Raw genomic sequence first — 14,639 nt, forward strand, 5'->3', positions numbered from 1 at the left:
CCTGCCCGGTGGTCGTTAAGGGGGCTCTCATCCGGGCCGCCTAGCGTGCGCGACATGAACCCCACGACTTCCGCCAACCCCACCGACCCCACCGCCCCCTCGGCTCCCGATGCCGAGGAGATCTCGACCGAGAAGATCGCGACCGAGAAGACCGCGTTCGACACGGGCAAGGCCGACAGCAAGGGCACTGACGGGGCCGACGACAGGGCCGACGACGGAGCCGGGGAGGCGCTCGCGGAGACCGAGGACCTGGACCCGGACGACTTCGACGACCCGGCGAAGGAGCCCTCCGGACTCGGCGCGGCGGCCTCCGCCGTGGCCGCGGCCGCACTCGGCGTCGTCGCGCTCACCGGCTCCTGGACCGGCAAGTTCGCCGCCGAGCGCGAGACCCTGATCGGCCAGATCAAGACCTCGTCCAACAGCACCGCCGCCCAGCAGATCTCCGAGATCTACGGGGACGCCTGGCACTCCACCGCACTGGTCAACGGACTGTTCGCCCTGCTCGCCCTGCTGGCCGGAGTCTTCGCCCTGGTCCGCCCGGCCTTCGGCGCACCCTCCGCGCACCCGCAGCCCGGCTGGGTGCGGGCCGTCGCGACCGCCGGCATCGCCCTCGGTGTCCTCGGCCTGGTGATCTCCATCGGCATGTACTTCGACCTCATCGTGCCGCTGCCGACCGCGGGCGCCGCCCAGTGAGGACGAGGGGCGAAGGCCCTGGGCGACTACGGAACGGGCGGGACCTTTTCCCACCGGCCTAAGGCATCCGCCCCGGCCACCCCGCCCCGTATGCGGCGGTGTCCGCGACGCGCTAAGGCATTCCGTACCGCGAAGATGCGGATCCTGCCCGATGCGGCAGCACCTCCCGGAAGACGACAGTGGCGGCACGGCAGAAACCCTGCCGCCACCGAACGGCCCCGACCGGCCGTCGTCCTCCGGGAGAAGAACATGGACACGTTTGAAATCAACAGGCTGCACGTGGCCGAACTGCTCGGCCGGGCCGAGCGGGAGCGGGTGGTCCGGCAGACCGTCCGCGCCCGCCGGGATGCCCGCAGGGCCGCCCGGCGGGCATCCCGGCGCAGGGCGGCGGGGAGACCGGCGAGCACCGACCGGGAGCGATTCGCCCACGCCGCGTGAGGACCGCGCGCCGACGCCCGGTGTCCGCCGGGTCGGTGCCTGGCAGGCCGGTGCCGGTCGGGCCGGAGTCTGATGGGCCGACGTCTGGTGGGCCGGTGTCCGCCGGGCCGGAGTCTGATGGGCCGGTGCTCGCGAGGCCGGCGCCCACCGGACCGGCGCCCTGCGGCCCCCGACCGGGGCCCGCGCGATCCGGCCCGTATGCGATGCTCGGCGACGTGGAGACCAGGTCCGTCAGTCCCGTGTTCGTCGGCCGTGAGGGCGAGTTCGCCTCGCTCGTCGACGCCCTCGCCCGTGCCCGCGCGCAGGGCACCCGCGGCTCGGACGGGACCGGCGGCGCCGACGCCCCCGGCGAACCACAGGCGCTGCTCATCGGCGGTGAGGCGGGGGTCGGCAAGACCCGGCTGGTCGAGGAGTTCCTCGCGGCGGCGGCACGCCGCGACGCGGTCGTCGCCGTCGGCGGCTGCGTCGAGGTAGGCGCCGACGGCCTGCCCTACGCCCCGTTCTCCACCGCGCTGCGGGCCCTGCGCCGCACCCTGCCCGACGAGGTCGCCGCGGCCTGCGCCGGGCAGGAGGGCGAGCTGGCCCGGCTGCTCCCCGAACTCGGCGAGGCCGACCGGGACGCCACCGACGAGCACAGCACCGCCCGCCTCTTCGAGCTCACCGCCAGACTCCTGGAACGCATCTCCGCCGCGCGTACCGTCGTCCTCGTCCTCGAAGACCTGCACTGGGCCGACGCCTCCACCCGCCACCTCCTCGCCTACCTCTTCCGCACCGTGCGCAACGGCCGCCTCGTGGTGATCGGCACCTACCGTTCGGACGACATCCACCGCCGCCACCCCCTGCGCCCCCTCCTCGCCGAACTGGACCGGCTGCGCACCGTCCGCCGGATCGAACTCGCCCGCTTCACCCGCGCCGAGGTCCGCCGTCAGCTCACCGGGATCCTCGCCGCCACCCCCGAGGCCGCCCTGGTGGACGAGATCTTCGAACGCTCCGACGGCAACGCCTTCTTCGTCGAGGAACTCGCCTGCAGCCTGGAGAGCGGTGACCACTCCCGGCTCTCCGACTCCCTGCGCGACCTGCTGCTCGTACGCGTCGAGGCGCTCCCCGACGACGCCCAGCAGATCGCCCGGATCGTCGCCGAGGGCGGCTCCACCGTCGAGTACGGACTGCTGGCCGCGGTCGCCCGGCTGACCGAGGACGAACTCATCGAGGCGCTGCGCGCGGCCGTCGGCGCCAACCTGCTGCTCACCACCCCGGAGGGCAACGGCTACCGCTTCCGGCACTCCCTGGTCCGCGAGGCCGTCAGCGACGACCTGCTGCCCGGCGAACGCTCCCGGCTCAACCGCCGTTACGCACAGGCCCTGGAGGCCGACCCCACCCTCGTCCGCGCCGGGGAACGCGCCACCCGCCTCGCCAGCTACTGGTACGGCGCGCACGACGCCGCCAAGGCCCTGCCCGCCGTGCTGAAGGCCTCCGTCGAGGCCCGCCGCCGCTACGCGTTCGCCGAACAGCTCCGGCTGCTGGAACGGGCGATGGAGCTGTGGGACGACGCCCCCGACGACGTACGCCGCACCCTGCGGCCCATCGACTACGCCGAGAGCTACCCGGCCTGCGGCTGCGACCCCGACACCACACCCCTGCGCTACCTCGACCTGATGGCCGAGGCCGCCGTCGCCGCCCGGTTCGGCGGGGAGCGCGAACGGGCCCTGGCCATCGCCAGGAAGGCCGTGCGGGTGCTGGAGGGCGAGGACGACCCGCTGCGCGCCGCCTGGTTCTGGGTCCAGCGCTCCCGGCTGATGCAGGACCTCACCCGCGGCGACGGCCGCGAGGAGCTGGACACCGCCCAGGAGCTGGTCCGCGGCCTGCCCCCGTCCGCCGTGCACGCCGACGTCCTGATGAGCGTGGCGGGATGGGGCGCCCTGCACCGCCCCGGCCCCGAGACCCTGCTCGCCGCCGACCGGGCGGTGGAGTACGCCAGGCTGGTCGGCGACGAGTACATCGAGCTGCACGCCCGGCTCACCCGCGGCTGGCTCACCGCCGAGGCGGGCGGCGTCGACGAGGGCATCGCCGAGATGTACGCCGTCCGCGACCGCGCCGACGCACTGCACCTGGTCGGCGTCATGAGCCGGGCCGGCATCAACCTCCCCTCCACCCTCGAATCGATGGGCCGCTCCCTGGAGGCCGTGGCCGCCGCCGACCACGGCATCGAGATCAGCCTCAGCCACGGCATCGTCGACATGGAGGCCTGGGTCCGCTGCAACCGGGCCACCTCGCTGTTCTCCCTGGGCCACTGGGACGAGAGCCGGGCCACCACCGACGCGGCGGCCCGCGCCGCCCGGTCCGGCAAGGCGCAGGGACTCGTGGCCTCGCGCCGTACCGAACTCGCCCTGGCCCGGGGCGACCTGGCCGAGGCCGAGCTGCAACTCGCCCTGGCCCGGCGCGGCTTCGGCTCCTGCGACCCGCAGCCCCAGCACGTCATCGCCCCGGCCCGCCATGCCATCGCCCTCGCCGCGCAGCAGGGCCGTCTCGCCGAGGCACGGGCCGAGCTGGAGGCCTGCTCGGCGCAGGGATTCCCGCCCGGCACCCAGCGGTACGCCCTGCCGCTGCTGCGCGCAGCGGCCGCCGCCGAGGCCGACGCCAGGGGCCTGCCCGCCGCCGAGCCCGGCCGCCCGGCGATCCTCGCCACCATCCGCGCCCATCTGAAGGGGCTGCCGACGCTCGTCCCCGTCTGGGCCGCCCACGGTGTCCTCATCGATGCCGAACTGGCCAGGGCGGAGGGACTGGACACCCCCGGCCACTGGTCCCGCGCGGCGGCCGCCTTCGCGCCCCTGCACCGCCCGTACGAGCTGGCCCAGGTCCAGCACCGCTGGGCCGAGGCCCTGCTCATCGCCTCGGGCGACCGGCCCACCGCCACCACCCTGCTGAGCGAGGCCCACCGCACCGCCGTGCGCCTCGGCGCGCGTCCGCTGGCCGAGACCATCGAGCTGCTGGCCGGCCGTGCCCGGATCGCGCTCACCGCACCGGGGAGCGGCGCCGAACCCGGGATCCCGGCCGCCGTCACCGTCCAGGACGCCAACGCAACCGGCGACGCGGCCACGGACCCGGAGCGCACCGAGGACCGTCTGCGCGAAGCGGCCGCGGCCGCGGTGGAGTCCTTCGGGCTGACGCGGCGCGAACAGGATGTGCACCGGCTGGTCGCCGCGGGCCACACCAACCGCAGGATCGCCGAGGAGCTCTACATCTCGCCCAAGACCGCGAGCGTGCACGTCTCCAGCATCCTCGCCAAGCTCGGCGTCTCCAGCCGCGGCGAGGCCGCCGCCCTCGCCCACCGGCTCCGCCTGTACCCCGCCGGGAGCGCCCCCTGACCGGAACCGCCCGGACGCGGCCCGCCCCGCCCGGTCACCCCTACGCGTCCGGGGCGTCCGCGTCCGCCTCCGGCGCCGGGTCCTGCGCGGACCCCTGGCCCTGATCGGACCCAGGGTCCGCGTCGGAGCCCGCGTCCGAGCCCGCGCCGGACGGTCTGACGACCACCTTCCCGGAGGCCAGGTCTATCGGCCCGCGCCCCGGGTCGCCGACACCGAGATCCACCCGGGTCAGCTCCAGCCGCTTCTGTTCGTCGGCGGCATGCTTGCGGCCCGGTGCGAAGAGTTCCTCGAAGAAGTTGAACACCGGCCGCACGCCCTTTCACCTGCTGTAGCCGCTACCGCACCGCCAGCACCAGGATCCTGTCGTCTCCCGGCTTCGGGGTGCCACGGGTGTCCGTATTGCTCGTGACGAGCCAGAGCTTGTCGCCGCCCGCGGCGAGCACGGTGCGCAGGCGGCCGTACTTCCCTTCCAGGAACGACTGCGGGGCCGCGAGAGGTTCCCTGTCGCCCCCGGACAACGGGATCCGCCAGAGCCGCTTGCCGCGCAGGCCCGCCATCCAGAGCGAACCCTTGGCGAAGGCGAGCCCGCTCGGGGACGCCTCGGACGTCTTCCACTGTGCCACGGGATCGATGAAGCCCTTCTTCCCCGCCTTGCCCTCGACCTCCGGCCAGCCATAATTCCCGCCCGGCACGATCCGGTTCAGCTCGTCCCAGGTGTCCCGCCCGAATTCGGACGCCCACAGCTGCTCCTGCCCGTCCCAGGCCAGCCCCTGCACATTGCGGTGGCCGTACGAATACACCACGGAGTCGGCCGCCGGATTGCCGTGCAGCGGCTCCCCGTCCGGGGTCATCCGCAGGATCTTGCCGGCCAGTGACTTCTTGTCCTGGGCGAGCCCGTCGTCGCCGGTCTCCCCGGTGCCCGCGTACAGCATGTGGTCCGGGCCGAAGGCGATCCGCCCGCCGTTGTGGATCGACCCCTTGGGGATGCCGCGCAGGATCGTGTCCGGCGCGCCCAGCAGCCTCCCGGGCGTCGTGCCGTTCTCGTCGTACTGCATGCGCGCGATGCGGTTGTCGGACTCGGTCGTGAAATAGGCGTAGACCAGATGGTCCGCGCCGTACGTGGGGGAGACCGCGAGTCCCAGCAGCCCGCCCTCACCGGCGGGCGACACCCCGGGCACCGCGCCCAGCAGCGTCTTCTTCCCGGTCTTCCCGTCGATCCGGGTGATCGTGCCCTTGTCGCGGGAGGAGACCAGCAGATCGCCGCCGGGCAGGGCCGCCAGGCCCCAGGGCGAGTCCAGGCCCTCGGTGAGCGTCGACACCACCCGTACCGAGCCCTTCGCGGGCGGCAGGTCGGGCGAGGCGGACGGTTTCGGGGCGGCGGGGGAGGAACGGGGGACCCGCGGCGTCCCGACACCCGCCGTGCCGCCGGAGCCTCCGTCCGAGGAGCACCCCGCGGTCAGCACCAGCGCGCCCGCGGCCAGCGCGGCCACCGTCCCGCGGCGCAGCCCCCGACCCCGGCCCCGCGCCCCGGCGGGGCCTCGTACAGGCCCGGACGGAGCACCGCCAGATCCGAACAGAACACCGCGCACAGCACCGATCCCTTCGACGGCCACCCGACCGCGGTCCTCTGCCACCCGACCGCAGCCTCCACTGTCCTCGCACCGCGGTCCCGGCCTGGGGCTCCGATGCCCGCCCATTCTGCCGACCGGTGCCCACGCACGGGGGCGGATCGTCAGTCCCACGACCCCTGGGCCCGGGGCAACCGGGTGATCTCCGCCAGATCCCGCGCCGTCAGGGTCAGTCCGGCCGCCCCCGCGTTCTCCACCGCCCAGTGCTCCCGCTTGGTCCCCGGCACCGGCACCACATGCGGACCCTGCCGCAGCACCCAGGCCAGCGCCACCTGCGCGGCGGTCGCCCCGTGCCGCTCGGCGATCCGCCGCAGCCCCACGACCACCGGCTGGTTCGCCGCCATCATCTCCGCCGTGAACCGGGGATGCCGGGCCCGCAGATCCTCCGGCTCGAAACCCTGCCCCGGCGTCAGCGTGCCCGTCAGATAGCCGTTCCCCAGCGGCATCGCCGCCAGCAGCCCCACACCGCGCGCCGAGCACCACGGAAGCAGCGATTCCAGCGCCTCCGGCGACCAGACCGAGAGCTCCGCCTCCACCGCGCTCACCGGGAAGACCTGCTGCACCCGGTCCAGCTGACGGATCGTTTCGTCGTACGTCCGGGAACCCGACCGGCGCGAAGCGCGCGCCCCGACCGCGCAGAGCCCGAGCGCCCGCACCTTTCCGGCGGTCACCAGCTCCGCCATCGCGCCCCAGGTCTCCTCCACCGGCACCTCGGGGTCGGCCCGGTGCAGCTGGTACAGATCGATCACATCGGTCTGCAGCCGGCGCAGCGAGGCGTCGCAGGCCCGCCGCACATAGCCGGGCCGGCCATTGGCCACGATGTGCTGATCGCCCACCAGCAGTCCGCACTTGGTGGAGACGAACGCGTCCGACCTGCGGCCCTTCAGCGCCCGCCCCACCAGCAGCTCATTGGTGAACGGGCCGTACATGTCGGCCGTGTCGAGCAGTTGGACACCCGCGTCCAGCGCGGCGTGCACCGTACGCAACGCACGGTCACCGCGCTGCTGCGAGGCACTGTACGCCCAGTTCATCGGCATGCAGCCGAGGCCGACCGCGCCCACGGCGAGCGCCGCCGCACCGAGACTCCTGCGCTCCAACTCCCCGACCCTCCCCGGGCCCCGCCGCCGAACCGGGCCCTTGCCCCGCCGTCCACGGGACCGCACCGCACCCCAAAGTAACCTCTGCCGCCCGCCACCCTTCGCACGGCCTCCACCGATTAGCCTCCTGACCATGACGAAGACCCCCGACGAGGCGAAGACGCCCGAGGTATGGCTGCCGTTCCCGGCCGACGAGATCGAAGGGCTCCCCGAGGGGCTCACCTACCGGCTGTGGGACGGCGAACCGGACTACCCCGCCGACCCCGCCGACTGCGCCTTCTACGTCGTGCCGTACATGAAGGGCCCCGCGGTCGCGGTCCGGCCGCTCGGCGCCATGGCGGGCGTCCGGGTCGTGCAGACGCTCTCCGCGGGCATCGACCACGTCGAGCCCGCGCTCGGTCTGCTGCCGGCCGGGGTGCGGCTCTGCAACGCCAAGGGGGTCCACGAGGCCTCCACCGCGGAGCTCGCCCTCACCCTGATCCTCTCCTCCCTGCGCGGCGTTCCCGGGTTCGTCCACGGCCAGGACAAGGAGGAGTGGCGGTCCGGCTTCTATCCCGCGCTCGCCGACAAGTCCGTGCTGATCGTGGGGTACGGATCGATCGGCGCCGCCATCGAGGACCGGCTCGCGCCCTTCGAGTGCGCGCGGGTGGCGCGCGTCGCGCGCTCCGCGCGGACAACCGCACGCGGCCCCGTACACACGCTCGACGACCTGCCGGCGCTCCTGCCCGATGCCGATGTCGTCGTGCTGTCCACTCCACTGAACCCGTCCACACAAGGGCTGGTCGACGCGGAGTTCCTCGCCGCGATGCCGGACGGTGCGCTGCTCGTGAACGTCGCACGCGGCGGCGTCGTCGACACCGAGGCGCTGCTGCTCGAACTCCAGTCCGGCCGGCTGCGGGCCGCCCTCGACGTCACCGACCCGGAACCCCTGCCCGCCGGCCACCCTCTCTGGCATGCTCCCCACGTCCTGATCACTCCTCATGTCGGCGGCAGCACCTCGGCCTTCGAGCCGCGCGCCAAACGGCTGCTGGCCGGGCAGCTGAGCCTGTTCGCCGCGGGAGAGCCGGTGCGGAACGTGGTACACACCCTCGGCTGACCACGCTGCGCAGGCCCGCTGTCGCACTGCGTTCCGGACAACTCCCAGGTCGTCACGGAGAGTAGAGGAACTATGTCCCTGCGTGACGAGTCTGGTGTATCGTCCGGAAAGGGGGCGCTGCGCTGTGGAAGGGACGGCGCCGGGGAGGAAGCGACACGCAAGGGGGCGACGGGCGATGTACAGCCGATGGGTGCATGATCCGACACCGCCGGACAGCCGACGGGGGCCGACAGGACGCCGGGTGCGCGCGCACCCGACGACGCCGGGGGCGCCCCGGTGAGCGCGCCGGCCGACGCCCTCGGCGCGCTCCTCTCCCGGAGGTCGGCCGCCGGCGGCGCGTCCGCGCTGGTCTGGCAGATCCTTCTCGGCGTCGTCTGGGCCGGCTTCGCCGTCGGCTCGGCCTTCGGCTGGGGCTCGCCGCAACTGGCACTGTTCATGGGGGATTTCGGTCTCAGCGCGGCGGCGCTGATCGCGGCCGTCTCCTGCTTCCGCTACGCGCGGGCCGGCAGCATCCGGTTCCGCCCCGCCTGGCTGCTCTTCGCGTTCTCCTCGTTCATGGCCTCCGCGGGCAACGCGGTCTGGGGCTGGTACGAGGTCGTGCTCGGGCTCCCGGTGCCGACCCCGTCCCTGGCCGACCTCTTCTTCGTCTGCTTCGCGCCGCCCGCCATCGTCGGGCTGCTCGTCCTCGCCAAGCGCCCCGTCACCCGGGCCGGCTGGCTCTGCCTCGCGCTGGACGCCTGGCTGATCGGCGGCTCGCTCCTCACGCTCTCCTGGAGCCTCGCCCTCGCCCACACCGCGCATGTGGTGGACGCCGAGGGCGTGAGCGTGGCCCGCGCGGCGCTCGCGCTGGCCTATCCGCTGCTCGACATCGTGCTGGTCTCCATGGTGCTGGCCCTGCACTTCCGGCGGTCGAACGTCAACCGCTCCGCGGTGAACACCGCCGTCGCCGCGCTCGCCCTGACGGTCCTGTCCGACGCCCTGTTCACCTCACCGCTGCTGCGCCAGACCTACCACTCGGGCCAGATGCTGGACGCGGGCTGGTTCGCCGGCTCCCTGCTCCTCGCGTACGCCCCCTGGGGCGCGAACAGGGTCGCGGACAACGCTTTCCCGCCGCGGAGCGCGCAGCCCGTCAGCCGCCCCATCGCGGGGTCGCTGGCCGCGCTGACGCCCTACCTCGCCGCCGCCGTCTGCACCCTCGGCATCCTCTACAGCGCCGTCGAGGGCCGCCGGGTGGACCGCGTGGTGATCTTCACCGGCTGCACGGTGGTGCTCGCCCTGGTCGTCCGGCAGGGCATCATGCTCGTCGACAACATCGCCCTCACCCAGGAACTGGCTCAGAAGGAGAACCACTTCCGCTCCCTGGTGCAGGGCTCCAGCGACGTCATCATGATCGCCGCCCCCACCGGGGTGCTGCGCTATGTCAGCCCCGCCGCCGCCGGGGTGTACGGGCGCGAGGCCGACGACCTGGTCGGCGCCGAGCTCGCTTCGATCATCCACCCCGAGGACCTGGGGCGGGTGGTCCACGAGGTGCGCCGCTTCCTCGCCGCCCCGCCGAGCGAGGAGCCCACCACCCGGATCGAGTGCCGCTTCAGGTCCGGTACGGGCGACTGGCTCAATGTCGAATCCACGGTCAACCGCCATCAGGGCGGCCTGATCCTCAACAGCCGCGACGTGACCGAACGGGTCCGGCTCCAGGCGCAGTTGCAGCACAACGCCGAGCATGACCCCCTTACCGACCTGCCCAACCGCGCCCTGTTCACCAAGCGGGTCCGCCAGGCCCTCGGCGGCCGCCGCTCCGGCGACCCCGGCACCGCCGTGCTCTTCATCGACCTCGACGGCTTCAAGGCGGTCAACGACCGCCTCGGTCATCAGACCGGCGACGAACTCCTCATCCAGGCCGCCCGCCGCCTCCACGAGTCCGTCCGGGCCGGTGACACAGCGGCCCGGCTCGGCGGCGACGAATTCGCGGCGATCATCCTGGGCGACGGCACCCGGGACCAGTCCGCCCGGGAATGCCAGGTCCACGAGATCGCCGACCGGCTGCGCCTCACCCTGTCTCAGCCGTACCGGATCGGCACCGGTGACGTCCGGGTGGCCGCGTCCATCGGGGTCGCCTTCGCCGAGCCCGGCATCAGCCCCAGCGACCTCATGCGCAACGCCGACCTCGCCATGTACCGCGCCAAGGCGGGCGGCAAGGACCGCGTCGAGCTGTACGCCCCGCAGATGCAGGCCGATGTCGTACGCCGCTCCGAGCTGACGGCCCGGCTGCGCACCGCCCTGCGCGACGGCGAGTTCGCCCTGCTCCACCAGCCCGTCGTCCATCTCGCCAGCGGCACGGTCGCCGCCGTCGCCGCCCAGGCCCGCTGGCGCTCCGCCCAGGGCATCCTGTTCACCCCGGCCGAGTTCCTCCGCGTCACCGAGGACGGCGACCGCACCGCCGAGCTCGGTCGCTGGCTCCTCGAAGAGGCCGTCGAGCAGGCCGCCGAGCGGGCCAGGGCAGGACACCCGGTCTCCGTCGCCGTGCGGCTCCCGGCCCGCCGACTCCTCGACAAGGGAATGCCGTTCGGTTCCGTCGAGGCGCTGCTCACCCGGCACGGCCTGCCCTCCGGGGCGCTGATGATCGAGGTCTCCGACAGCGACCCCCGGATCTCCTTCGACGAACTGGAGCAACGGCTCGTGGCCCTGCGCCGCATCGGTGTCCGCATCGCGCTCGACGGTTTCGGCAGCGGCTATGCCGCGATCAACGCCCTGCGCCGTCTCCCCATCGACGTACTGAAGCTGGACCGCGGTCTCGTCGAGGGCGTGGTGGAGTCCGCCCGGCTGCACAAGATCACCAGCGGCCTGCTGCGCATCGCCTGCGACCTCGGCATGCAGTCCGTGGCCGACGGGGTCGACGTACCGGAACAGGTCCTCGCGCTGCGCGCCATGGGCTGTACGCACGGCCAGGGAATGGCCTTCTCCGGGCCGCTCGACGAGTACCGGCTGCGCCGCGCCCTGGCCCGCGGAGAGTTCCCGGTGCCCGGCAGCGCCCTGGCCCAGCCCGTCCTGGCCGGTGGCTCGATCCCCCTGCTCAGCGGCTCACATGCTGAGACGCCCATCCCACCCACTTGACACGCCGAGTGCGTCGGAGAGAGGGTCATTGCCATGCGCACCCGAATTCTCGTACTTGGAAAGCGCGTCGGCTGAAGCAGAGTCCCGCCAGGCACTCTGCAGACCGCACCGACGCGCTCCCCTCGCTTGCCTCACGGCACGAGGGGTTTTTTGTTGCACCGGCACCACGCAAACTGTTGCAAAACACCCGCAGAAACCCTCAGCTTCGAGAAGAGAATGCCGATGACCGAGCAGGCCACCGGGGCCCACCATCCCCAGCCGCGGGCCCGTAACGGCGGACCGTCCGCCGCCACCGTTGAGCACGTCACGGGTGCGCAGTCCCTCATCCGCTCCCTTGAAGAGGTGGGGGCCGACACGGTATTCGGCATTCCCGGCGGCGCCATCCTTCCGGCGTACGACCCGATGATGGACTCCACCCGGGTCCGCCATGTGCTGGTCCGCCACGAGCAGGGTGCCGGGCACGCGGCCACCGGCTACGCGCAGGCCACCGGCAAGGTCGGCGTCTGCATGGCGACCTCCGGCCCCGGCGCCACCAACCTGGTCACCCCGATCGCCGACGCCCACATGGACTCCGTCCCGCTGGTCGCGATCACCGGCCAGGTCGCCTCCAAGGCGATCGGCACGGACGCCTTCCAGGAAGCCGACATCTGCGGCATCACCATGCCGGTCACCAAGCACAACTTCCTGGTCACCAAGGCCGAGGACATCCCGCACACGATCGCCGAGGCCTTCCACATCGCCTCCACCGGCCGTCCGGGCCCCGTCCTCGTCGACATCGCCAAGGACGCCCTGCAGGCGCAGACCACGTTCAGCTGGCCGCCGACCCAGGATCTGCCCGGCTACCGCCCGGTCACCAAGCCGCACGCCAAGCAGATCCGCGAGGCCGCCAAGCTGATCACCCAGGCCAAGCGGCCGGTGCTGTACGTCGGCGGCGGTGTCATCAAGGCGGGGGCCACCGCCGAACTGAAGGTCCTCGCGGAGCTCACCGGAGCGCCCGTCACCACCACCCTGATGGCGCTCGGCGCGTTCCCCGACAGCCACCCGCTGCACGTCGGAATGCCGGGCATGCACGGTGCGGTCACCGCCGTCACCGCGCTGCAGAAGGCCGACCTGATCGTCGCCCTCGGAGCCCGTTTCGACGACCGCGTCACCGGCAAGCTGGACAGCTTCGCCCCGTACGCCAAGATCGTCCACGCCGACATCGACCCCGCCGAGATCGGCAAGAACCGTGTCGCCGACGTCCCGATCGTCGGGGACGCCCGCGAGGTCCTGGCCGACCTGGTCCAGGCGGTCCAGGCCGAGCACACCGAGGGCCATGTCGGTGACTACGCGGCCTGGTGGAAGGACCTCAACCGCTGGCGCGACACCTACCCGCTCGGCTACGACCTGCCCGAGGACGGCAGCCTCTCGCCGCAGCAGGTCATCCAGCGCATCGGACAGCTCGCCCCCGAGGGCACGATCTTCGCGGCGGGCGTCGGCCAGCACCAGATGTGGGCCTCGCACTTCATCCAGTACGAGCAGCCCGCCACCTGGCTGAACTCCGGCGGCGCCGGAACGATGGGGTACGCGGTCCCGGCCGCGATGGGCGCCAAGGCCGGGATGCCGGACCGCACGGTCTGGGCGATCGACGGCGACGGCTGCTTCCAGATGACCAACCAGGAACTCACCACCTGCGCGCTCAACAACATCCCGATCAAGGTCGCGATCATCAACAACGGCGCGCTCGGGATGGTCCGCCAGTGGCAGACCCTGTTCTACAACCAGCGGTATTCCAACACCGTGCTGCACTCCGGCGCGGACACCGAGGGCGTCCCGGCGAAGGGCACCCGCGTCCCGGACTTCGTCAAGCTGTCCGAGGCCATGGGCTGCTACGCGATCCGCTGCGAGGACCCGGCCGACCTGGACAAGGTCATCGAAGAGGCCAACTCCATCAACGACCGCCCCGTCGTGGTGGACTTCATCGTCCACGAGGACGCCATGGTGTGGCCGATGGTCGCTGCCGGCACCTCCAACGACGAGGTCATGGCCGCCCGCGGGGTCCGTCCCGACTTCGGCGACAACGAAGACGACTGAGAGACAGAGAGAGACCGACTCCATGTCCACCAAGCACACGCTCTCCGTCCTGGTCGAGAACAAGCCCGGTGTCCTCGCCCGGATCACCGCCCTGTTCTCCCGCCGCGGCTTCAACATCGACTCGCTCGCGGTCGGTACCACCGAACACCCCGACATCTCCCGCATCACCATCGTGGTGGGTGTCGAGGACCTGCCCCTGGAGCAGGTGACCAAGCAGCTCAACAAGCTGGTCAACGTCCTGAAGATCGTCGAACTCGAGCACTCCGCTGCGATCCAGCGCGAACTCGTCCTGGTGAAGGTCCGCGCCGACAACGAGACCCGCTCCCAGATCGTCGAGATCGTCAAGCTGTTCCGCGCCAAGACCGTGGACGTCTCCCCGGAGGCCGTCACGATCGAGGCGACCGGCGGCGCCGACAAGCTGGAGGCCATGCTCAAGATGCTGGAGCAGTACGGCATCAAGGAGCTGGTCCAGTCCGGCACCATCGCCATAGGACGCGGCGCGCGCTCGATCACCGACCGGTCGCTGCGCGCCCTCGACCGCACGGCGTAGTACCGCCACCTCGCCGCTCGTATGGCGAGACCCGAAAACGTATCTGACGCACCCCGCCGTACGGTGGGACGCAACACCTGCACACCAAGGAGAGACCCAGTGGCCGAGCTGTTCTACGACGACGATGCCGACCTGTCCATCATCCAGGGCCGCAAGGTCGCGGTCATCGGTTACGGCAGCCAGGGCCACGCCCACGCGCTGTCGCTGCGTGACTCGGGTGTCGATGTCCGGGTGGGTCTGCACGAGGGCTCGAAGTCCAGGGCGAAGGCCGAGGAACAGGGTCTGCGTGTGGTGACGCCGTCCGAGGCGGCGGCCGAGGCCGACGTCATCATGATCCTGGTCCCGGACCCGATCCAGGCCCAGGTCTACGAGGAGTCCATCAAGGACAACCTCAAGGACGGCGACGCGCTGTTCTTCGGGCACGGCCTGAACATCCGTTTCGACTTCATCAAGCCGCCGGCCGGTGTGGACGTCTGCATGGTCGCGCCGAAGGGCCCGGGGCACCTGGTGCGCCGTCAGTACGAGGAGGGCCGTGGTGTTCCGTGCATCGTGGCCGTCGAGCAGGACCCCTCGGGCAACGGCCTGGCG

11 protein-coding genes are annotated in these 14,639 nt (G+C 72.3%); 8 read left to right on the forward strand and 3 right to left on the reverse strand.

The features are described 5' to 3' along the window. The first annotated feature begins 54 nt into the window (after positions 1–54). From GA0115234_RS33550 to GA0115234_RS33560, 3 genes are all read left to right on the forward strand, one after another. Entirely contained in the window at positions 55–693 is a 639-nt protein-coding gene (locus GA0115234_RS33550; RefSeq protein ID WP_176729345.1) for a hypothetical protein, read from the forward strand. A gap of 249 nt (positions 694–942) precedes the next feature. Continuing rightward, entirely contained in the window at positions 943–1,131 is a 189-nt protein-coding gene (locus tag GA0115234_RS33555; protein WP_093549290.1) for a hypothetical protein, read from the forward strand. Between the two features lie 203 nt (positions 1,132–1,334). Then, positions 1,335–4,496 carry a helix-turn-helix transcriptional regulator gene (locus GA0115234_RS33560; protein WP_161275710.1) on the forward strand — a complete coding sequence of 1,054 codons (3,162 nt, stop codon included), beginning with the start codon at positions 1,335–1,337 and terminating at the stop codon, positions 4,494–4,496. A gap of 40 nt (positions 4,497–4,536) precedes the next feature. Here GA0115234_RS33560 and GA0115234_RS33565 read toward each other — a convergent pair whose 3' ends face one another. From GA0115234_RS33565 to GA0115234_RS33575, 3 genes are all read right to left on the reverse strand, one after another. Then, a complete protein-coding gene (locus GA0115234_RS33565) occupies positions 4,537–4,800 on the reverse strand; it encodes a DUF6191 domain-containing protein (RefSeq protein ID WP_093549313.1) in 264 nt (87 codons plus the stop codon). A gap of 31 nt (positions 4,801–4,831) precedes the next feature. Next, complete coding sequence (locus GA0115234_RS33570) at positions 4,832–5,986, reverse strand: PQQ-dependent sugar dehydrogenase (protein ID WP_093549292.1); 1,155 nt, start codon at positions 5,984–5,986, stop codon at positions 4,832–4,834. 242 nt (positions 5,987–6,228) lie between these two features. Further along, positions 6,229–7,185: an aldo/keto reductase gene (locus GA0115234_RS33575; RefSeq protein WP_176729347.1), complete on the reverse strand. Its 957-nt coding sequence runs from the start codon at positions 7,183–7,185 to the stop codon at positions 6,229–6,231. Positions 7,186–7,354: 169 nt separating this feature from the next. On the opposite strand from GA0115234_RS33575, the gene GA0115234_RS33580 reads away from it, so the two are divergent. The 5 genes from GA0115234_RS33580 to GA0115234_RS33600 form a co-directional block, all read left to right on the forward strand. Then, on the forward strand, positions 7,355–8,317 hold the full coding sequence (locus GA0115234_RS33580; protein ID WP_093549296.1) for a 2-hydroxyacid dehydrogenase: 963 nt from the start codon (positions 7,355–7,357) through the stop codon (positions 8,315–8,317). A 276-nt stretch (positions 8,318–8,593) separates the two neighbouring features. Then, complete coding sequence (locus GA0115234_RS33585; protein ID WP_093549297.1) at positions 8,594–11,428, forward strand: EAL domain-containing protein; 2,835 nt, start codon at positions 8,594–8,596, stop codon at positions 11,426–11,428. Between the two features lie 216 nt (positions 11,429–11,644). Next, entirely contained in the window at positions 11,645–13,501 is a 1,857-nt protein-coding gene (locus GA0115234_RS33590) for an acetolactate synthase large subunit (protein ID WP_093549300.1), read from the forward strand. A 22-nt stretch (positions 13,502–13,523) separates the two neighbouring features. Next, positions 13,524–14,051, forward strand: coding sequence for an acetolactate synthase small subunit (ilvN, locus tag GA0115234_RS33595; protein ID WP_093549302.1), 528 nt, complete (start codon positions 13,524–13,526; stop codon positions 14,049–14,051). Positions 14,052–14,150: 99 nt separating this feature from the next. Then, positions 14,151–14,639 (forward strand): NAD(P)-binding domain-containing protein (locus GA0115234_RS33600; RefSeq protein WP_161275711.1); only part of this gene is annotated, 489 nt, incomplete at its 3' end.

This window comes from Streptomyces sp. DvalAA-43 (assembly GCF_900091725.1).
In the GTDB taxonomy this organism is placed as follows: domain Bacteria; phylum Actinomycetota; class Actinomycetes; order Streptomycetales; family Streptomycetaceae; genus Streptomyces; species Streptomyces pulveraceus.

Coding starts and splice junctions, on each gene's coding strand:
- GA0115234_RS33550 (WP_176729345.1), top strand. CDS start 55: ATGAACCCCACGACTTCCGCCAACCCCACCGACCCCACCGCCCCCTCG.
- GA0115234_RS33555 (WP_093549290.1), top strand. CDS start 943: ATGGACACGTTTGAAATCAACAGGCTGCACGTGGCCGAACTGCTCGGC.
- GA0115234_RS33560 (WP_161275710.1), top strand. CDS start 1,335: ATGCTCGGCGACGTGGAGACCAGGTCCGTCAGTCCCGTGTTCGTCGGC.
- GA0115234_RS33580 (WP_093549296.1), top strand. CDS start 7,355: ATGACGAAGACCCCCGACGAGGCGAAGACGCCCGAGGTATGGCTGCCG.
- GA0115234_RS33590 (WP_093549300.1), top strand. CDS start 11,645: ATGCCGATGACCGAGCAGGCCACCGGGGCCCACCATCCCCAGCCGCGG.
- ilvN (WP_093549302.1), top strand. CDS start 13,524: ATGTCCACCAAGCACACGCTCTCCGTCCTGGTCGAGAACAAGCCCGGT.